The following is a 20,594-nucleotide window of genomic DNA, read 5'->3' on the forward strand; positions in this document are numbered from 1 at the left end:
CATGGGCATCCCCCTGGACGATGACGCCTTTGACGCCCTGTTCCGCGATTACCGCTACACGGCATGGCGGCTGGAGACCCGGACCGCCTACGGCAAGGTCGACGAGGACGAGCCCTACCAGCAGTGGCTTTCCGGCAAGGACCCGGGGATCGGATGGTTCGAACCATGGCTACGGATGATGCGGGAGGAACTGGCCAAGGGGAAACGGATGGAGCGGGTGCGGATCATCGACGATCCCCCCTCCGACTACCTGCGCTGGGAACTGTGGGCGACCCCCTACAACCTCGGCGTGGGGGAGGACATCCGTTACCTCCCCCGAGAACATCCCGTGGTGGCGGAACTCCCCGACGAGGATTTCTGGATCTTCGACAGCCGCTTGCTGGCCCGCTTCGAATTCGACGGACCTGACGTCATCGGAGTCCACCTCGACGACGATCCCCGAGCCGTCGTCACCGCCTTGGCCGCACGTGACGCGGCGTGGCACCATGCCCTCACCTACACGGAGTACATGGCGACAAGGGTGGGATGACCGACTACCAGATGGCCAGGGCCTCACTCGGCGCCCGCCTGCGCGAGCTACGGGTCGAGGCCCGGCTGTCCGGGCGGGCGCTGGCCGAGGCCCTGGGCTGGCCTCCCTCCAAGGTCTCCCGGCTGGAACTCGGCCGACAGACGGCCAGCGTCGAGGATCTTGAGGCGTGGTCGGTGGCGTGCGGGGTGCCCGGGGCCGCGGTCGAGCTGTCGGCCCAGCGTAGAGCGCTGGAAACGCACTACACGAGCTGGCGGCGTCAGCTCGCCGCGGGCACCCGGGCTCGTCAGGCGGCGTCCAAGAGCCTGGAGGACCGGACACGGCGCTTCCGCATCTTCGAGACCTCGTGCGTTCCAGGGCTGCTCCAGACCCCCGACTACGCCCGGCACGTACTCCGGCACGTCATCGACTTCCACCGCAGCCCCGACGACCTCGAAGCGGGGGTCCGGGTCCGGATGGAGCGGCGCCGGATCATCGACGAACCAGGGCGGGTGTTCGACATCCTGGTCTGGGAGCCAGCGCTGAGGACCGCTCTGGCGCCACCGGCGGTGATGGCCGAACAGATGGACCACATCGCCGACGTGATCCAACGCGGTGTCGTCGGCGTCTCCGTCCTGCCGATCGCCGCGCGGGTGAGCGTCGTCCCGGCCCACGGATTCTGGATGTTCGACGAGGGCCGCGTCCTGATCGAGACCACGGGGGCGGAGTTGAGCCTGACCGACGACGACGCGATCGCCCCCTACCGGAAGGCGTTCGCCGAGCTGTCGCGGTCGGCGGTGCGCGGGGCCGCCGCCCTGCGGATCGTGGCGCGGGCGCGTCAGGGGTTCATCTCCGCCCGGGAGGGGTGACGGCCGCCGCCCCTCCCGGCGCGCCCGCCGGCTCAGGAACGGTCGAGGAGGCCGGCGATCCGCTCGTGCAGGTCCTCGGGGAGGGTGAGGGGCCACCGACCGGCCGCCTCCGCCGCCAGGTCGCGGCTCCAGCGCCAGCTGGAACGCGCCGCAGCGCGCACCTCCGGCTCCCGGGCGGGGGCGGTGGTGGCGACGTAGCGCCGCGCGTCGGCGGCGGGAAGGTCCTGTTCGAGGGCGCGGCTGGGCGTCAGCCAGTGGGCGGTGCTGCCGCGCAGGAGACGGCAGAGCTGGAGCTGCTGCGGCGCGACGATGGTGTGCAGGAGGGCGTGCGCCCGGGCGATCTCGCCGCGTCGCAGGACGTGGGCGAGCATGAGGGTCCAGTTGGCCAGCTCGTCGGTGAGCCGCTGGGCGGTCTCCACCGGTTCCGGGGGGATCTCGTCGGCCAGTCGCCGGGCGGCCTCGGTCAGCCGTCCGGTCCGGTCCAGCAGGACGGCCTTCTCCGGCCGGGGAAGGTGGACCATCCCCTTCCAGGTGGGGACCTCGGCGATCCCCTCCCCCGCGGGGCCGACATGGAACTCGCCGCGCATCAGGTCGTCGAAGACCACGGCGAGGATGCCGTACATGTTGGTGTAGGCCAGCTCCAGCGGGGCCAGCCGTTCCAGGAAGGCGCGGGCGTCGAAGTCTTCGACACGATCATCGGCGACGTAGAGGTAGGCCTCGATGTCGGAGTGCGCGTCGGCCTCGCCCATGGTCCACGAGCCGTACAGCAGCACCCCCTCCAGGAGGGGTTCGGCGTGGGCGAGTTCCCGCAGCCGATCGATACGGACGTCCAGGACGGGTGACGCGGAGGGCACGGTCGGGTTCTCCTCGAAGGTCGCTCGGGGCGCGGGCGCGTTGCCCGCGGATGTCGGGACGCGGCTCCGGACCCTACACGTTCCGTCCCGCGAAGCCACGTCTTTTTCCCGCCCCCGAAGGCGCCGCCCCGCTTCCGGGGAGCGCCCCGCCGCCTCGCCTCCCCTGGAGGGGAGGACTACATGTGACGGTTCTTCAGTCCGGCCAGGAAGGCCGTCCACTCCGCCGGTGCGAAGCCCAGATGCCCCAGCTCCCGGTGCCGCGTGTCCCGCACCAGCACCGCGTCCCCGCACTCGGCGACCTCGACACAGTTGCCCCCATTGCCACTGCTGTAGCTGGACGTGTGCCAGCGAAGGACTCCGTGCCCTATTTCGCCAGCATTCATAGCTGTTCCCTTCTTTTGCGGATGAAAGAAGCAGAATCTCCGGGGGACAACGCTTCTGACTGCAAAGCGGAGAATATCGCCGCACATTGCCGGACCTCTTTGTTGTGGTCCAGCAGCAGTCCCCCCAGGGCGTGTTCTGTGTAGACCATCGTAGGACGGTCGTCGAAGGACATGATCCGGAAGGGACCGGCGAGTCCGGGATGGAGGGAAAGCTCCTGGGGAACGATCTGGAACCTGATCACACAGTCGTCGATCAGCTCCAGAAGGTACGACATCTGCTCCTTCATCACAGCGGGACCGCCGGAAATGCGGTCGATGGCGACCTGGTCGACAACGAACCAGACGAGAGGGCGCTCCACTGAGGACAGAAGTTCGCGTCTGCTGATCCGCGCTCGCACCAGCTCCTCCACCTTCGCCAAGGTCGCCCAGGGCTGAGCCGGACGGATCAGGGAGCGGGCATACGCCTCGGTCTGCAACAACCCCGGAAGCACGGCCATCTGGTACTCGCGGATTTCAACGGCCCTGCGCTCCAGGGTCAGCACGTCCTGGAACCAATCAGGATGGGCCGGACCCGAGTTCAGCGAATCCCAGAGCCGGGTGAGTTTGCCGCTGGTGTTGAGCGCGCGGTCAATAGCTTCCGCATGGTCCCTCTTTGCACCTTTGCTGCCGAGCTCGATACCACTCAGCATGCTCTGGCTCAGGGGAATCATTTTAGCGAGATGCTCTTGCGAGAATCCCGCCTGGCGCCGCAAACGGCGCACTTCACCGCCGAACCGCGCCCAAACGGGAGGATGTCTCACCACTGACCTATCGCCCTCCACCACTGGATTACCACTGATTAGATTACGCCTTTCCAATTGTTCCCAGGTCAGCTATACGCCTGGAGAACCTTGGTCAGGTGGTGGAGTGTTGAACGGTCGTCACCCATCGGTGAACGAAAACGGCCCCCTCTGGTGCGGACACACCGGACCGGGGCCATGAGCCCCGACTGGCATGAACAGGTGGAAACCCGATGCACGAGGCTGTCCTCGCCCACAGGTGGATCCTCCGGGAGCCGCGCGCCGCCCTTCGTCGCCGGCGCCGGTCACACGTGCCCCCGACGCGGCCCCGCGTCGCGCCGGGCGTTTTGGCGGTGGTCCGGTGAGCGTGTGTTTCTCGGCCTTCCCCGGCCGGCCTGAGGGCGTCGCCCTGGCGCGGCGCTTCGTCGGCGGCGCGCTGCGCATCGCCCCCGAGGCCGACGTGTCCGCGGAGATGGTGGAGCGCGCCGAGCTGATCACCTCGGAGCTGTGCGCCAACGCCGTGCTGCACACCCTCAGCGGCGGCCCGGACGGGACCTTCCGGGTCCGGGTACAGGTGGACGCCCGGGGCGCGCGGACCGAGGTCCGCACGCTGCCCCCGCGCCGGCCCTGCGACCTCCCCCGCGTGCTGGAGCCCGATCCCGGCTCGGAGCGCGGCCGGGGCATGTTCCTGGTGGACCGGCTGGCCGCCCGCTGGGGAACGCTCGCCCCTGCGGAGGACGGCGTGTACTTCGTCCTGCGCTGGCTTTCCCCACCCGCCCCGCCGCCCCGACCGGCCCCGCTCCCCCGGCGCAGTGCCGTGGAGCGTCGCGGCCGCTGAACCGGCCGGGCGGCCCCGAACGGCCGGGCCCCGTCGCGCCCGAGGGGAGCGCGCGGGGCCCGGCTCCGTCCCGGCCCGGGGCCGGCTCACCCCGGCAGGTCGGCGGTGGTGCGTGGGAGGACGAACAGGGCGGCGCGTTTGTGCGGGAGTTCGACCTCGCCGAGCAGGTGCATGCCGGCCCGGCGCGCGGCCCGGCGGGCGGCGGTGTTGGCCGCGTCGGGTTCCAGCATCACGCGGCGGCAGCGCGGGTCGGCGGCGAAGAGCCCGCCGGCGACCGCGGCCATGATGCGCGGCCCCAGCCCGCGCCCGATCCGCTCGGGCACGCCGATGGCGATGTGCAGGCCCACGTCGTGGGGGTCGGCCGGGTAGTGCTCGGCGATGACGTCGCGCGCGGCCCGGTACAGCTCGATGTAGGCCACCTCGGCGCCGTCCACGGCGACCAGGTGGGGGCGGGCGTAGTCGCCCCCGGCCTGCGCGGCGAGCTCGTCGGCCCACCGCTCGCGCGGCCACGCCTGCCCGAAGAACTCGGCGACGTGGGGCAGGTTCATCCAGGCGTGCACCAGGTCCAGGTCGGCGCCCTCGGGGCGGACCGGTCGCACGGTGATCGCGCCGACGAGGCGGGGGGTGGGGGGCGGGCCGGCGCGCACCACCTCCGGCGCCAGTCCCTCGGTGAGTTCGCGGGGTGAGGGGCGCGTCCGCTGTGGGGCGCCCGGGGTCTCGGGCAACGTGGTCCTCCTGACCTGGACGGGTGTGGCGCGGGCGGTGTCGGCGCCCGCGCCGCGCGGGTGGTCGTCGGGGTGCCGGCGGGGCGGTCCTCCCCGCCGGCACCGGTCACACGCCGGGGACGGTTCCGGCGTCCTCCTCGCGCTGCTCGGCGGCGGCGAGGCGGTCGGCGAGCAGCGGCCCCACGGCGGCCAGCGCGGCGGGGGCGAGCAGGTCGTCGTGGGCGAAGGGCACCTCGACGCGCTCGACCGCGCCCCCGACGTAGGGCGCCCAGGCCCGCGCCGCCTCCCCGCGCGGCCCGCCGGGCGGCGCGGCCTCGACGACGAGGACGTCGCCGGGGTGGTGTCCGGGCACCCCGGCGGCCAGCAGCCGCGCGGCCAGCCGGTGGTTGGCCGCGAGCAGGCGCGGGTCACCGTGGTCGCCGGCGACGGCCGCGCCCGCCTCCCCGAAGTCGGGAGGCGCCGCGTCCGCCCCGTCCTCGCGGGGCGGGTGGGCGTGGCCCGGCGGGAAGGCGTCGAGCAGGGCCAGCAGCCCGACCCGCTCCCCCTGCTTGCGCAGGCGCACGGCCATGGCGTGGGCGAGCGCGCCGCCGAAGGACCAGCCGACCAGGTGGTAGGGGCCGTGCGGGCGGACGGCGCGCACGCGCGCCACGTACTCCTCGGCGAGCTCCTCCAGGCCGGCGGGTTCCGCGCCGGAGGCCAGCGCGGCCGACAGGTCGGGGGACTCGACACCGTAGAGGGGACGGTCCGCGCCGGTGTGGCGGCGCAGGCCGACGAAGGGCCAGGCGAACCCGCTCGCGGGGTGGACGCAGAACAACGGCGCCCGCTCCCCCTCGGCGCGCAGGACCCGCACGCCGCGCGGTGCCGGGGCGCCGTCTCCCACCGCGGTGGCGGCCGTGCCGTCGCGGGCGATGTGGGCGGCGAGCGCGGCCGGGGTGGGGTGGGCGAACAGGTCGGCGATGCGCGGGCGGGCGCCGGTGTGCTCGGCGACCAGCGCCCGCAGCCGCACCAGGAGCATGGAGTGGCCGCCGAGGTCGAAGAAGTCGTCGTCGGCGCCGACCGCGGGCAGGCCGAGGACCTCGGCGTACAGGGCGCACAGCAGCGCCTCGGCGGCGTCGCGCGGCGGGCGGCCCGGCTCGTGCGCGGCGGTGTCGGGCGCGGGCAGCGCGGCCCGGTCGATCTTGCCGTGCGCGGTGAGCGGGAGGGCGTCCAAGGTGACGAAGGCCGCGGGGATCATCGAGGGTGGCAGCGTCCGGGCGAGGTGGGCGCGCAGCAGCGCCGGGTCGACGCCGCCGTCGCCGGCGGGCACGACGTAGGCGGCGACGCGGCGGTCGCCGGGTGCGGCCTCCCAGGTGTCGACGGCGACCTGGCCGACGTCGGGGTGGGCGCCCAGCGCCGCGGCGATCTCGCCGAGTTCGATGCGGAACCCGCGCACCTTGACCTGGTCGTCGGCGCGTCCGACGTAGTCGATGGCGCCGTCAGGGGTGCGGCGGACCAGGTCGCCGGTGCGGTACAGGCGCGATCCGGGCGGGCCGTAGGGGTCGGCGACGAACCGCTCGGCGGTGGTGTCCGGCCGCCCCAGGTAGCCGCGGGCCAGGCCGGCGCCGCCGAGGTAGAGCTCGCCGACGACGCCGGGCGGCACCGGACGCAGGCCCGCGTCGAGGACGTGCGCGGTGGTGTTGGCCGTGGGACGGCCGACGACGGGCCGTTCGTGGTCGGTGGTGAAGGCGGCGAGCGCGTCGACGGTCGTCTCGGTGGGGCCGTAGAGGTTGACCCCGCGGGTGGCGGGCAGTTCGCGCAGCCGCTGCCACAGCGCGGGCGGGACGGCCTCCCCGCCGACGCCGAGGGTCAACGGGTGGTGGGCGCCGTCGTCGAACAGTCCCGCGCGCACGAGCTGGAGCGCGTGGGAGGGCGTCACCTCGATGAAGTCGATGCGCGCGGAGCGGATGTGGGCGACCAGCAGATCGGGGTCGCGCATCTCCTCCTCGGAGACGACGTGCAGGGCGTGGCCGTCCAGCAGCCACAGTTGCGGCTGCCAGGAGGCGTCGAAGGCGAACGACCAGGAGTGCCCCACCCGCAGCGCCCGCCCGCCGGCCCGGCGGGCCGTGGGCCGGTGCAGGGTCTCACGGTGGCTGTGGAAGAGGTTGACGACGCTGCGGTGGGTGACGACCACCCCCTTGGGCCGCCCGGTGGAGCCGGAGGTGTAGATGACGTAGGCGGCGTGGTCGGGGCGCAGCGGGGCCGCGCGGTCGGCGTCGGTGGGGTCGGTGGCGGGTCGGTGGGCGGCGGTATCGGGTGTCAGGACCAGGCGGGGGACGCCGGCGGCGGTCGCGGCCGGCCGGTCGGCCAGGCCGGGCGAGGTGACCAGGAGGACGGGGGCGGCGTCGGTGAGCATGTGGGTGACGCGCTCATCAGGGTAGAGCGGGTCGATCGGCAGGTAGGCGGCGCCGGTCTTGAGGACCGCCAGCAGCGTGGCGACGGTGTCGGCCTCGCGGGGCAGCAGCAGCGCGACGACGCGCTCGGGGCCGGCCCCGAGCGCGATCAGCTCGTGGGCCAGCCGGTTGGCGCGCGCGTTGAGCCGGGCGAAGGTGAGCCGCGTCGCGCCGCAGACCAGGGCGGTGGCGTCGGGGGTGGCGCGCGCCTGGCGTTCGAACAGGTCGGCCAGGGTGACGTCGGCGGCGGGAAGCGCCGGCCCGGTCGCCACGGCGGCGGCCTCGGCCCGTTCCGCGGCGGTGAGCAGGTCGAGGCGGCCGATGGGGCGGGCCGGGTCGTCGGCGGCGGCCTCCAGCAGGCGCAGCAGCCGCGCGGCGACGCCCTCGACGGTGGCGTGATCGAACAGGTCGGCGCTGTAATCCAGGGCGCAGCCGATCCCGCCGCCGGGGTCGTCCAGGAATTCCACGGCCAGGTCGAATTTCGCGGTGGCCCCGGGCTGCGGTTCGCGCCGGACCTCGATCCCGGCCAACGGGAACTCCAGGTCGCCGGCGCGCTGATAGGCGACCATCACCTGGAACAAGGGGTGGTGGGCGGTGGAGCGCACCGGGTTGAGCAGTTCGACCAGGCGCTCGAAGGGGATGTCCTGGTGTTCGAAGGCGGCCAGGTCGGCCTCGCGCACTCGTGCCACCAGCTCGCGGAAGGAGGGGTCGGCGGAGGTGTCGGTGCGCAGCACCAGCGTGTTGACGAAGAACCCGACCAGGTCGTCCAGCGCGGGGTCGGCGCGTCCGGCCACGGGGGTGCCCAGCGGGATGTCGGTGCCCGCGCCCAGGCGGGTCAGCAGCGCGGCGACGGCGGCCTGGAGCACCATGAACACGCTGGCGTCGCAGTCGCGGGCGAGCCCGCGCAGCCGGGCGGCGAGCCCGGCGGGGACGGTGACGCGCACACCTCCGCCGCGTCCGCCGGCGACCGCGGGGCGGGGACGGTCGGTGGGCAGCGCCAGTTCGGCGGGCAGCCCGGCCAGGGCCGTGCGCCAGAACGCCGCCTGGGCGCCGACCAGGCTGTCGGGGTCGTTCTCGTCGCCGAGCAGGTCGCGCTGCCACAGCCCGTAGTCGGCGTAGTGGACCGGCAGGGGCGTCCAGGCCGGTGCCCGACCCACGAGCCGGGCGGTGTAGGCGGTGCCGATGTCGCGCAGCAGCGGCCGGGCCGAACGCCCGTCGCCGGCGATGTGGTGGAGCAGGAGCAGCAGCACGTGCTCGTCGGGGCCGAGCCGGAACAGGTGGGCCCGCAACGGCGGCTCCTCCTCCAGCCGGAAGCCGGTCGCGGTCGCCTCGGCCAGGCGCTGCGCCAGGTCAGCCTCGTCGACCGGGTGGACCGGCAGGTCCGGGCGGGCCGCCTCGGGGGCGCGGATCACCTGCCGGGGTTCGCCGTCGACCTCGGGGAACACCGTGCGCAGGGTCTCGTGGCGGGCGACCACGTCGGCCAGTGCCGCGCGCAGCGCGGCGGGGTCGAGCGGGCCGCGCAGCCGCGCGGCGAAGGGGATGGTGTAGGTGGGGGTGGGGCCGTCCATCCGGTACAGGAACCACATGCGCTGCTGGGCGAAGGACAGCGGCAGCACTTCGGGGCGGGGCCGTGGACGTAGGGCGGGCAGTTCGCGTCCGGCCTCCAGGTGCTCGGCCAGGCGGGCGACGGTGGGCGCGTCGAAGACGGCGCGCAGCGGCAGCTCCCTGCCGAGCGCGGCGCGTACCCGCGCGACCAGCCGGGTCACCAGCAGCGAGTGTCCGCCCAGCGCGAAGAAGTCGTCGTCGACGCCGACGGCGGGCACGTCGAGCACTTCGGCGAACAGCTCGCACAGCAGCTCCTCGACGGGGTCGCGCGGCGGGCGCCCGCCGCCCGCGGCCAGGGGCTCGGCGTCGGGCAGCGCGGCGCGGTCCACCTTGCCGTTGGGCAGGGTGGGCAGCTCGGGCAGCACCGCGATCGCGGCGGGCACCATCGCCGGGGGGAGCGTGGCGGCGAGCCGGTCGCGTAGCGCGCGCGGGCCGAGGGTGGCGCCGTCCACCGGGACCGCGTAGGCGGCCAGCGAGACGGTTCCGGTGTCGTCGGCGCGGGCGAGGACCACGCACGCGGCGACGTCCGGGCAGGCGGCCAGCGCCGATTCGACCTCGGCGGGCTCGACGCGCAGCCCGCGGATCTTCACCTGGTGGTCGGCGCGTCCCAGGAAGTCCAGTTCGCCGTCGGGCCGGCGGCGCACCAGGTCCCCGGTGCGGTACATGCGCGATCCGGGCGGGCCGAAGGGGTCGGCGACGAACCGTTCGGCGGTCAGGGCGGTGGGGCCGCTGTAGCCGCGGGCCAGCCCGGGGCCGGCCAGGTAGAGCTCCCCGGTGACCCCGTCGGGCAGCGGGCGCAGGCCGCGGCCCAGCACGTAGGCGCGCACGCCGGGGTCGGGGCGGCCGATGGGGACGCGCTCGGCGTCGGCGTCGGGGTCACAGGCGTGCAGGGTGGCGTTGACGGTGGCCTCGGTGGGGCCGTAGCAGTTGAACATGGGGCGTCCGGCGGCGAAGCGGCGCACCAGGGTCGCGGAGACCGCCTCGGTCCCGGCCAGGACGGTCATCCCCGGGGGGAGTTCGATGTCGGGGGGCAACGCCGACAGCAGCGCCGGGGGCAGGGCCGCGTGGGTGACGCCGTGGGCGCGCAGGTGGTCGATGAGCGGGGCGCCGGCCACCCGCCGTTCCTCGGGCACCGGCACGAGCGCCGCGCCGCACAGCAGCCCCATGACGATCTCCCAGAACGCCACGTCGAAGGCCGGTGAGGCGAACTGCGCGATGCGGGAGCCGGACCCCACGCCGAGCCGGTCGGAGGCGGTGGCGACGAGCTTGGCCACCCCTTCGTGGGTGACCACCACCCCCTTGGGCCGGCCGGTGGAGCCGGAGGTGTAGACGAGGTAGGCGGCGTGGTCGGGGCGCAGCGGGGCCGCGCGGTCGGCGTCGGTGAGGGGCGTGGCCGGGTGTGCCGCCACCCGCGCGGCGGTGTCCGGGTCGTCCAGGACCAGGCAGGGGGCGTCGAGGAGGCCGGCGAGCCGGGGGTGCAGGCCGGTGTCGGTGACCGCGCAGACCGGGCGGGCGTCGGCCAGCGTGGTGGCGACGCGCTCGTCGGGGTGCCCGGGGTCGATGGCCAGGTAGGCCGCGCCGGCTTTGAGGACGGCGGCCAGTGCCACGGCGAGGTCGGGTGAGCGGGGCAGGGCGACGGCGACCACGGTCTCGGGGCCGGCGCCGTGGGCGATGAGTTCCCGGGCGAGCCGGGTGGCGCGCGCGTCGGCCTGGGCGGCGCTCTCCTGCCCGTCGGCGCCGACCAGCATCGGGGCCTCGGGGTCGGCGGCGACGCGGCGGGCGAGCAGGTCGGGGAAGGTCGCCGGGCGGGTGGCGGCCCGGCCGGCCGTGTCGGTGGCGTCGGGGGTGACGGCGCGGCGGAGCCGGGCGTCGTCGAGCAGGCACAGCCGGCCCAGGGGGGCGCCGGGGTCCGCGGCGACGCGTCCGAGCAGGGTCACCAGCCACGCGCCGATCTCCTCGGCGCGCCGCCGGGGCAGCAGGTCGGGCCGGTGGCCGATGCGCAGCCGCAGGCGCCGTCCCGGCACCACTCCCAGTGACAGCGGGTAGTGGGTGGAGTCGTCCCCCTCGACCGCGGCCACCCACGCGCCGCGCTCGGGCGGCGTCGCGCGTTCCAGCGGGTAGTTCTCGACGACCACCAGGGTGTCGAACAGGGGGGTGGGGCCGGCCAGGCGCTGGATTCCGGCCAGGCCGAGGTGGTCGTGGTCCATGAGCGCGGCGCGCTCGTCGCGCATCCGCGCCAGCAGGTCGGCCACCGGTTCGGCGGGGCGCAGCCGCGCCCTGACCGGGACGGTGGTGATGAACAGGCCGATCATCGACTCGACGTCGGGGATCTCGGGCGGGCGCCCCGAGACGGTGGTGCCGAAGACGACGTCGTCGCGGTCCAGCAGGGTGCCCAGCAGCGCCGCCCACGCCGCCTGCACGACCGTGCTGAGGGTGACGCCGTGGTCGCGGGCGAGCGCGCCCAGCGCGGCGGTGACGTCCTCGGGAACGTCGGCGAGGACGGTGTCGGGCGTGTCCCGGCCGGGCCGGTGGGCGCCGGCGAGCAGGGTGGGGCCGTCCAGGTCGGCCAGTGCGGCGCGCCAGGCCGCCTCGGCGGCGGCGCGGTCGCGGCCGGCCAGCCAGGCGAGGTGGGCGCGGTAGGGGGTGGGCCGGGGCAGGGCGGTGTCGTCGCCGGCCGCGGCGATGTCGAGGAGTTCGCGCGTCAGCGGCGGCAGCGACCAGCCGTCGAGCAGGATGTGGTGGTGGGTGAGGACGAGGACGTGGTGGTCGGGCGCCGTGCGGGCCAGCGCGAACCGGATGAGGGGCGGGGTGGCCGGGTCGAAGGGAGTGGCGCGTTCCTCGTCACGCAGTCGGCGCAGCGCGGCGGCGCGGCCCGCCTCGTCGGCCCCGCTCAGGTCGGTGTCACGCCAGGCCAGGTCGACGCGGCGTGGGACGAGGGCGACGGCCTGGCCGTTGCGGCGGCGGCGAAACGCCGAGCGCAGGTGGGGGTGGCGGCGCAGCAGGGCGCGGGCGGCCTCGCGCAGCGCGGCCGGGTCGAGCGGTCCGCGCAGGTCCAGCGCGACCTGGACGGTGTAGACGCCGGGGTCGTCGTCGCGTCCGCTCTCGAAGAGCAGCCCCTCCTGCAAGGGGGTCAGCGGGAGGATGTCCTCCAGGCCGGTGGGGGTGTTCACGACAGTCTCCACTCCGCTTCGAATTCGTCGATCTCGTCCTGGTCGAGCGTCACGAGGGACAGGTCGGACGGGGTGTGCCCGCCGGCGTGGGGGTCTTGGGCGTGCGCGGCGATGCCGCGCAGGTGGTCGAGGAAGCCCTCGGCGAGGGAGCGCACCATCTCTTCGGCGAGCAGTCCTTCGGGCCAGGCCCAGGTGGCCACCAGTTCCGGGCCGGCGGCGCCGTCGCGGGTGAGCGCGGTGACCTCCAGCGGGTGGGCGACGGGCATGGCGGGGTCGGCGCCGGGCGGGATCTCGGTGGTCTCGGGGGCGACCGCGAAGTCCGCGCCGTCGTCCCCGTCGGGGACGCTGAGGCGGCCGAGGTAGTTGAACAGGATCTCCGGTTCGCCGCCGGCGGTCTGCCGGTCGGCGGCGGGGGTCAGGTAGCGCAGCAGCCCGTATCCGGCGCCGCGCGCGGGCAGCGACCGCAGGTGCTCCTTGACCCGTTTGAGCGCCCGTCCGGCCGCGGGGCCGCCGCGGCGCGCCTCGGCCACGTCGATGTCGGCGAGGTCGGCGCGGATCGGGAAGAGGCTGGTGAACCAGCCGACCGTCTCCGTCAGGTCGACGTCGGCCCGGCCCACCACGGCGGGTTCGCGGCCGTGCCCTTCGAGGTGCAGGGTCACCGGCGCGCCGGCGCCTCCCCGGCCGCGTCGGGCGCGTTCCGCGGCGACGGCCAGGGCCAGCGCGGTGACGAGCGCGTCGTCGGCGCCGGCGGAGAACGCCTCGGGGACCCGGGTGAGCAGCGGCGTGGTGGTCTCGGTGGGCAGGACGGTGACGTGGCGGCGCGTGGTGGCCGCCGTGTCGCGGGCGGGGTCCGGTTCGCGGTGGGCCAGCCGTGGCCCCGGGTCCGCGGTGATCTGGTGCCACAGTGCGGCTTCGCTCGCGCGTGCGGGGTCGGTCGCGGCGGCGTGCAGCATCCGCGCCCAGGCGGCGAAGGAGGTGCCGCGCGGCAGCGTGGCCAGACGGCCGGGTCGGGTCCAGGCGCGGGCCAGGTCGGCGCGCAGGATGTGCCAGGACACCCCGTCCACGGCGAGGTGGTGGACGACGAGGAGGAGCCGTCCGGGCGCGTTGCCCCGGTCCAGCCAGGCCGCGCGCACCATGTCTCCGGCTGCCGGGTCCAGCCCGGCCTGCGCGGCGGCGGCTTCGGCCCGTACCAGGGCGCGCAGCCCGGCGTCGTCGAGCCCGGTGGCGGGGACGCGGCGCAGGATGCGTTCGGCGGGCAGCGTCCCCTCGGGGGGCGCGGTCAGCCTCCAGGTTCCGTCGGCGTCGCTGTCCAGCCGCGCGCGCAGCATGGCGTGGCGGTCCAAGACCTCCTGGAGCGCGGCGGTGATCCGCTCGGTGTCGGCGCCGGGCGGGGTGCGCAGCAGCATGGCCTGGCTGAAGCGGTCGATGGGGCCGCCGCGCTCGCGCAGCCAGTGCATGATCGGGGTGAGCGCCACCTCTCCGGTCCCGTCGTCGTCGCCGGGGCGGGGGGCGGCCGTGGCCTGGCGCGCCAGTGGCGCCAGGCGGGCCGGTGTCTGGTGGGCGAACACCTCGGCGGCGCCGATCTGGAGTCCGCGTTCGCGGGCGCGGGCGACGAGCCGGATGGCGAGGATGCTGTCGCCGCCGAGCGCGAAGAACCCGTCGTCCACCCCGACCCGGGGCACGCCGAGCACGTCGGCGAACAGCTCGCACAGCGCGGCCTCGACCTCGCCGCGGGGGTCGCGTCCGCCGCCGGCCCCGGCGGCGAGGTCGGCCGCCGGCAGGGCGGCGCGGTCGATCTTGCCGCTGGTGGTCAGCGGGAGGGCGGCCAGCACCACGACCGCGGCGGGCACCAGGTGGGCGGGCAGCCGGTCGGCCAGGGCGGCCGCCAGGTCCCCTCCCGTGGGGGTGGCACCGGGTTCGGGTTCCACGTGGGCGACGAGGTGGCGTCCGCCCGCCGGGGTGGTCTGGACGGTGACCACGGCGGCGCCGACGCCGGGCAGCGCGGTCAGGGCCGCCTCGACCTCGCCGGGCTCGATCCGCACCCCGCGGATCTTGACCTGGAAGTCGGTGCGGCCGAGGAACTCGATCGCGCCGTCGGCACGGCGGCGCACCAGGTCACCGGTGCGGTACAGCCGGGCTCCGGGGTGGCCGAAGGGGTCGGCGACGAACCGTTCGGCGGTCAGGTCCGCACGCCCCAGGTAGCCGCGCGCCAGCTGGACGCCGGCGAGGTAGAGCTCTCCCGACACCCCCGGTGGCACCGGGCGCAGCGCCGCGTCCAGCACGTGGGCGCGGGTGTTCCACACCGGATGGCCGATCGGCACGCTCGGCCCCTGCGTCACCCGGTCGGCCGGGAACGCGGTGACGTCCACCGCCGCCTCGGTAGGCCCGTACAGGTTGTGCAGCCGTGCCTGCGGCAGCACCGCCGCGAACCGCGCGGCGAGGTCACGGCCCAGCGCCTCGCCCGAGGCGAACACCTGGCGCAGCGTGGCGCACCCGGCGGCGGCCGGCTCCTCCAGGAAGGCGCGCAGCATCGACGGCACGAAGTGTGTCGTGGTCACGCCGTGCCGCTGGAACAGCGCGGCCAGCCGGGCCGGGTCGCGGTGGACGCCCGGGTCGGCGACGACCAGCGGGACGCCCGCGGCCACCGGCCAGAACAGCTCCCACACCGACACGTCGAAGGTGGCCGGGGTCTTGTGCGCCACCCGGTCGGCGGGGCCGAGCGGGTAGGCGGCGGCCATCCACTCCAACCGGTTGACGATGGCCGAGTGGGGAACCACCACCCCCTTGGGCCGGCCGGTGGAACCGGAGGTGTAGATGACGTAGGCCGGGTGGTCGCCGCGCAGCGGAGCCCTGCGGTCGGCGTCGGTCAGCGGGGCGTCGGAGTGGGCGGCGAGTTCGGCCGCGGTGGCGACCGCCTCGGGTACCAGCGTCTCGACCTGCCCGGGGAGCCTGGAGACCGTCTCGGTCGAGGCGATGACGAGGAGGGGCCCGGCGTCGTCGAGGACGGCGGCCAGGCGTCCGGCCGGGTCGTCGGGGTCCACCGGCAGGTAGGCCGCGCCCGCGCGCACCACCGCGTGCACCGCCACCAGGAACGCCGTCGAGCGTTCCACGGCCACGGCGACGACCGACTCCGGTCCCACACCGCGCGCGATCAGCGCCCGCGCCAACCGGTTCACCCGCGCCTCGAATCCGGCGCGGGTCACCTGCTCGGTGGCGGTTTCCAACGCGACCGCGTGGGCGGGGGCGGGCGACCGGTCCAGCAGGTCGGGCAGGGTCTGCGCGGTGACCGGGTGGCCGGTGGCGTTGCCGGCCCCGATCGCGGCGCGTTCGGGGTCGGTGAGCAGGTCCAGGCCGGAGGGGCGCAGGCCGGGACGTTCGGCCACCCGGTGGAGCAGGCCGAGCAGGCGCTCGGCGATGCCCTGCGCGGTGGTGCGGTCGAACCGGTCGGTGGCGTAGCGGACCACCACGCGCGCCCCGTCCTCGCCCGGGGTCTGGACGAACTCGAATTCCAGGTCGAAGCGCGCCGCCGCCCCCATCCCGTCGTCGATCCGGGTGTCCAGGCCGAACAGCCGCTCGGGCCGCTCGGGGCGGATCTGGTGGGTGACCATCACCTGGAAGAGGGGGTGGCGGCCGGGCGCGCGCTCGGGGGCGAGTTCGTCGACCACGTGGTCGAAGGGCAGGGCGGCGTGGGCGAGCGCGTCGAGGCCGGTGGCGCGGATCCGCTCCACCAGTTCGGTGAAGGCGGGGTCGGCGGAGAGGTCGGCGCGCACGACGACCGTGTTGAGGAAGAAGCCGACGAGGTCGTGCAGCGCCTCGTCGGCGCGTTCGGTCACGGCGGTGCCCAGCGGGATGTCGGTGCCGGCTCCGAGCTTGTGCAGCAGCAGCGCGACCGCGCTCTGGAACACCATGAACGGTGTCGCGCCGTGGGCGCGGCCCAGCTCGGCGAGGGCGGCGGCCAGGGCCGGCGGCACCTCGGTCTCCACCGCCGCGCCCACGCCGTCGCGCCTATCGGGGCGGGGCCGGTCGGCCGGCAGCGCGGTCTCCTCGGGCAGGCCGGCCAGGACGCGGCGCCAGTGGGCGCGCAGCCGCGTCTGGGTGGAGTCGGGGTCGGTGGGGTCGCCGAGCAGGTCGCGGCGCCACAGCGCGTAGTCGGCGGGGCGCACCGGCAGGGGCGTCCAGTCGGGGGCGTGTCCGGCACGGCGGGCGGTGTAGGCGGCGTCGAGGTCGCGCAGGAACGGTTCCTGCGACCACTCGTCCACCGCGATGTGGTGGAACACCAGCAGCAGGACGTGCCGCTGCCGCCCGACGCGCACCAGTGTGGGGCGGAACGGGGGGTGGGCGCGCAGGTCGAAGGGGCGACGCGCGGCCTCGGCGAGCAGGGCGTCGGGGTCGCCGCCCGCCGCGTCGGCCACCGCGAGCGGGGTGCCTTCGGCCAGGACGTCCTGGCGGGGTTCTCCTCCCTCGTCGGGGAAGACGCTGCGCAGGATCTCGTGCCGGTCGGTGACGTCGGCCAGTGCCGCGGCCAGCGCGGTGGCGTCGAGGTCGCCGTCGATGCGCAGCGCCCAGACCACGTTGTGGGCGGCTCCCGGGTCGAGTGTCCCGGCGACCCACATGCGGCGTTGGCCGTCCGACAGCGGCAGGCCGCGTTCCCCGGTGACGCGGCGGCGCAGCACCGGTCCGCCCGTGGCCGGGGTGTCGGGGGTGGCGCGGGCGGCGAGGAGGGCGGCGAGCGCCGCGGGGGTGGGGGCGTCGAACAGGGCGGCGACCCCGGCGTCGGTCTCCAGCCGGGCGCGCACCCGGTTCATGGTCCGCGCGGCGGCCAGGGAGTTGCCGCCCAGCGCGAAGAAGTCGTCGTCCACCTCGACGCGGGGCAGGCCGAGCACGTCGGCGAACAGCTCGCACAGCGCGGCCTCGACCGGTCCGGCGGGTGCGCGCCGTCGGGCGGGCGCGGTCCCCGACGCCGGGGCGGGCAGGGCGGCGCGGTCGATCTTGCCGCTGGTGGTCAGCGGGAGGGCGGCCAGCACCACGACCGCGGCGGGCACCAGGTGGGCGGGCAGCCGGCCCGCCAGGGCGGCGCGCAGCTCCTCGGGGTCCAGGCTGGCTCCGGCGCGCGGTGTGACGTAGCCGATGAGGGCCTGGTCTCCTGACGCCGTGGCGCGGGCGATGACGAGCGCGGCGCCGACGCCGGGCAGCGCGGTCAGGGCCGCCTCGACCTCGCCGGGCTCGATCCGCACCCCGCGGATCTTGACCTGGAAGTCGGTGCGGCCGAGGAACTCGATCGCGCCGTCGGCGCGACGGCGCACCAGGTCACCGGTGCGGTACAACCGCTCCCCCGGACCGCCGAAGGGGTCGGCGACGAACCGCTCGGCGGTCAGGCCCGCACGCCCCAGGTAGCCGCGCGCCAGCTGGACGCCGGCGAGGTAGAGCTCCCCTGGAACGCCCGGTGGCACCGGGCGCAGCGCCGCGTCCAGCACGTGGGCGCGGGTGTTCCACACCGGATGGCCGATCGGCACGCTCGGCCCCTGCGTCACCCGGTCGGCCGGGAACGCGGTGACGTCCACCGCCGCCTCGGTAGGCCCGTACAGGTTGTGCAGCCGCGCCTGCGGCAGCACCGCCGCGAAACGCGCGGCGGTCGCCGTGGGCAGGGCCTCGCCCGAGGCGAGGACCCGGCGCAGCGCGACGCATCCGGCGGCGGCCGGCTCCTCCAGGAACACCTCCAGCATCGACGGCACGAAGTGCGCCGTGGTCACGCCGTGCCGCTGGAACAGCGCGGCCAGCCGGGCCGGGTCGCGGTGGACCCCCGCCGCGGCCACGACCAGCGGCACGCCCGCGACCAACGGCCAAAACAGCTCCCACACCGACACGTCGAAGGTGGCCGGGGTCTTGTGCGCCACCCGGTCGGCGGGGGTGAGGCGGTAGTGGTCCTGGGTCCACAGCAACCGGTTGACGATGGCGGAGTGGGGGACCACCACCCCCTTGGGCCGGCCGGTGGAGCCGGAGGTGTAGATGACGTAGGCGGGATGGTCGGGCCGTGGTTCGGGGAGTTCTCCGGGGGCGGGAGGCGTGGCGGGCAGGCGCGCGAGACGGTCGCGCACCCGGGGGTCGGTCACGACGAGGCGTTCGACGCCGGCCCGTTCCGGGACGCTCGCGGCGCCGGCGTCGTCGAGCAGCAGCAGGGCCGGGCGGGCGTCGTCGAGGACGGCGGCCAGCCGCTCGGCCGGGTCGCCGGGGTCCACCGGTAGGTAGGCCGCGCCCGCGCGCACCACCGCGTGCACCGCCACCACCAGCTCCGCCGAGCGTTCCATGGCCACGGCGACGACCGTCTCGGGTCCCACACCGCGTGCGGCCAGCGCCCGAGCCAGCCGGTTCACCCGCGCCTCGAACCCACCGCGCGACAGTCGCGTCGGGGTGCCCGCGGCGTCCTCGTGGATCAGGGCGGTGGCGTCGGGGTCGGTGTCGTGGGCGAGCAGGGCGGTCAGCGTGGTCTCGGGCAGCGGGCGGTGGGTGGTGTTCTCCGCGGCGAGGAGGGCGCGCTCGGCGGGGAGGAGGACGTCGAGCGCGCCGATCGGGCGCGCGGGGTCGGCGACCACGGCGTCGAGCAGGCCGGTCAGGCGCTGGGCGAACCGCTCGATGGTCACCCGGTCGTACAGCGCGGTGGCGTAGCGCACCACGCCGTCCAGGCCGTCCACGCCGGGGCGTTCGATGAACGCGATCTCCAGGTCGAACTTGGCGCCGGGGACCACCAGGTCCTCGGTGGTCGAGCGGGTGCCCAGGAGGGACCCGACCCCGCCGGGGCGGATCTGGTGGGAGACCATCACCTGGAAGAGGGGGTGGCGGCCGCGTGAGCGCGCCGGGGCGTGGAGGTCGACGACCTCGTCGAAGGGCAGGTCGGCGTGGTCGTGGGCGCGCGGGTCGCTCGCGCGCACCCGCCCCAGCAGCTCGGCGAAGGACGGGTCGCCGGACAGGTCGGTGCGCAGCACCAGGGTGTTGAGGAAGAAGCCGACGGCGTGGTGGAGCGCGGCGTCGGAGCGGGTGGTGACCGGCGTGCCGATGGGGATGTCGTCGCCGGCGCCCATCCGGTGGAGCAGGGCCGCCACGGCGGCGCGCAGCACCATGAACGGGGTGGCGCCGAGGCGCGTGGCCAACTCGGTCACCGCCGCGCGCAGCCGGGCGGGCACGGTGAAGCGGACCAGGTCGCCGTGGGTTCCGAGGACGGCCGGCCGGGGCCGGTCGGGGGGCAGGGTCGCCTCGTCGGGCAGGCCGGCCAGGGCGGAGCGCCAGTGGGCGCGCAGCCGGGCCGCCGTGGAGCCGGGGTCGGTGGGGTCGCCGAGCAGGTCGTGGCGCCACAGCGCGTAGTCGGCGTAGTGGAGCGGGAGCGGCGCCCAGTCGGGGGCGTGTCCGGCGCGGCGGGCGGTGTAGGCGGCGTCGAGGTCGCGCAGGAACGGTTCCTGCGACCACTCGTCCACCACGATGTGGTGGAACACCAGCAGCAGGACGTGTTCTGCGGGGCCTGCCGGGAACAGGACCGCGCGCATGGGCGGCCCCGCCGCCAGGTCGAACGGCTCGGTGGCGGCGGCCATGAGCCGGGCGGGGTCGGCCCCGTCCGGGTCGACGCGCAGGAGGGCGGTGTCGCCGGGCTCGACGACGCGCTGCTCGGGTTCGCCGTCGACCTCGGGGAAGCGGGTGCGCAGGATTTCGTGCCGTTCGGCGACGTCGGCCAGTGCCGCGGCCAGCGCGGTGGTGTCGAGGTCGCCGCGCAGCCGCAGCACCCAGGGGACGTTGTAGGCGGACCCCGGGCCGTCGAGCCGGTCGATGAGCCACAGGCGGCGCTGCTCGGGTGACAGCGGGAGGCGGTCGGGGCGTTGCCGACGGGAGGGGCGGGCGCCGCCGCGTCGCGCGTCGGCCAGGCGGTGGGCGAGCGCGGCCGGGGTGGGCGCGTCGAACAGGTCGCGCACGCCGGCGTCGACCCCCAGGTCGGCGCGGATGCGCCCGGCGACGCGGGCGGCGGCCAGCGAGTGGCCGCCCAGGGCGAAGAAGTCGTCGTCCGCGCCGACCCGGGGCAGGCCGAGCACGTCGGCGAACAGGTCGCGCAGCGCGGCCTCGAAGGGGCCGGCGGGCGCGGGGCCGGCGGGCGCCTCCCCCCGCGTGGCGGGGGCGGGCAGGGCGGCGCGGTCGATCTTGCCGTTGGCGGTGAGCGGCAGCGCCTCCAAAGCCACCAGTGCCGCGGGCACCATGTAGCCGGGCAGCCGGTCGGCCAGCGCCGCGCGCACCGCGTCGACGTCGATCTCTGCGTCCCGGGCCACCAGGTAGCCCACCAGCGCGGGCCGGCCATCCGCTCCGGGGCGCGCGACGACGACGGCCTGGCCCACGCCGGGCTGGTCGGCCAGCGCGGCCTCGACCTCGCCGAGCTCGATGCGAAAGCCCCGGATCTTGACCT

General features: G+C 75.7%; 9 protein-coding genes. 3 read left to right on the plus strand and 6 right to left on the minus strand.

Annotated features, from left to right (window positions below):
- The first annotated feature begins 1 nt into the window (after nucleotide 1).
- A complete protein-coding gene (locus tag B5D66_RS23725) occupies nucleotides 2-529 on the plus strand; it encodes a DUF6879 family protein (protein ID WP_078764045.1) in 528 nt (175 codons plus the stop codon).
- Entirely contained in the window at nucleotides 526-1,374 is an 849-nt protein-coding gene (locus B5D66_RS23730) for a helix-turn-helix domain-containing protein (RefSeq protein WP_078764046.1), read from the plus strand. Before B5D66_RS23725 ends, B5D66_RS23730 begins: the two co-directional genes overlap by 4 nt.
- Nucleotides 1,375-1,406: 32 nt before the next feature.
- On the opposite strand, the gene B5D66_RS23735 is transcribed toward B5D66_RS23730, so the two are convergent.
- From B5D66_RS23735 to B5D66_RS23745, 3 genes are all read right to left on the minus strand, one after another.
- Nucleotides 1,407-2,228 carry a DNA polymerase subunit beta gene (locus B5D66_RS23735; protein ID WP_078764047.1) on the minus strand — a complete coding sequence of 274 codons (822 nt, stop codon included), beginning with the start codon at nucleotides 2,226-2,228 and terminating at the stop codon, nucleotides 1,407-1,409.
- 176 nt (nucleotides 2,229-2,404) lie between these two features.
- Nucleotides 2,405-2,611: a DUF397 domain-containing protein gene (locus tag B5D66_RS23740; RefSeq protein ID WP_078764048.1), complete on the minus strand. Its 207-nt coding sequence runs from the start codon at nucleotides 2,609-2,611 to the stop codon at nucleotides 2,405-2,407.
- Nucleotides 2,608-3,435, minus strand: a complete 828-nt coding sequence (locus tag B5D66_RS23745) for a helix-turn-helix domain-containing protein (RefSeq protein WP_327309337.1) — start codon at nucleotides 3,433-3,435, stop codon at nucleotides 2,608-2,610. Before B5D66_RS23745 ends, B5D66_RS23740 begins: the two co-directional genes overlap by 4 nt.
- Before the next feature lie 316 nt (nucleotides 3,436-3,751).
- Between B5D66_RS23745 and B5D66_RS23750 the strand changes: the two genes are divergently transcribed.
- The gene (locus tag B5D66_RS23750; RefSeq protein WP_078764050.1) at nucleotides 3,752-4,228 is read left to right on the plus strand and encodes an ATP-binding protein; all 477 of its coding nucleotides are present in this window, start codon (nucleotides 3,752-3,754) and stop codon (nucleotides 4,226-4,228) included.
- Between the two features lie 86 nt (nucleotides 4,229-4,314).
- On the opposite strand, the gene B5D66_RS23755 is transcribed toward B5D66_RS23750, so the two are convergent.
- The 3 genes from B5D66_RS23755 to B5D66_RS23765 all read right to left on the minus strand — a co-directional run bounded on the left by B5D66_RS23755 (nucleotide 4,315) and on the right by B5D66_RS23765 (nucleotide 20,586).
- Entirely contained in the window at nucleotides 4,315-4,953 is a 639-nt protein-coding gene (locus tag B5D66_RS23755; protein ID WP_078764051.1) for a GNAT family N-acetyltransferase, read from the minus strand.
- 106 nt (nucleotides 4,954-5,059) lie between these two features.
- Nucleotides 5,060-12,157 carry a non-ribosomal peptide synthetase gene (locus B5D66_RS23760; RefSeq protein ID WP_078764052.1) on the minus strand — a complete coding sequence of 2,366 codons (7,098 nt, stop codon included), beginning with the start codon at nucleotides 12,155-12,157 and terminating at the stop codon, nucleotides 5,060-5,062.
- A complete protein-coding gene (locus B5D66_RS23765; protein ID WP_268805661.1) occupies nucleotides 12,154-20,586 on the minus strand; it encodes a non-ribosomal peptide synthetase in 8,433 nt (2,810 codons plus the stop codon). Before B5D66_RS23765 ends, B5D66_RS23760 begins: the two co-directional genes overlap by 4 nt.
- Between the last annotated feature and the right edge of the window lie 8 nt (nucleotides 20,587-20,594).

This window comes from Marinactinospora thermotolerans DSM 45154 (genome assembly GCF_900167435.1).
In the GTDB taxonomy this organism is placed as follows: domain Bacteria; phylum Actinomycetota; class Actinomycetes; order Streptosporangiales; family Streptosporangiaceae; genus Marinactinospora; species Marinactinospora thermotolerans.

Excerpts from the sequence above, each read along its gene's own strand:
- B5D66_RS23725 (WP_078764045.1), top strand. The coding sequence starts at position 2 with ATGGGCATCCCCCTGGACGATGACGCCTTTGACGCCCTGTTCCGCGAT.
- B5D66_RS23730 (WP_078764046.1), top strand. The coding sequence starts at position 526 with ATGACCGACTACCAGATGGCCAGGGCCTCACTCGGCGCCCGCCTGCGC.
- B5D66_RS23740 (WP_078764048.1), bottom strand. The coding sequence starts at position 2,611 with ATGAATGCTGGCGAAATAGGGCACGGAGTCCTTCGCTGGCACACGTCC.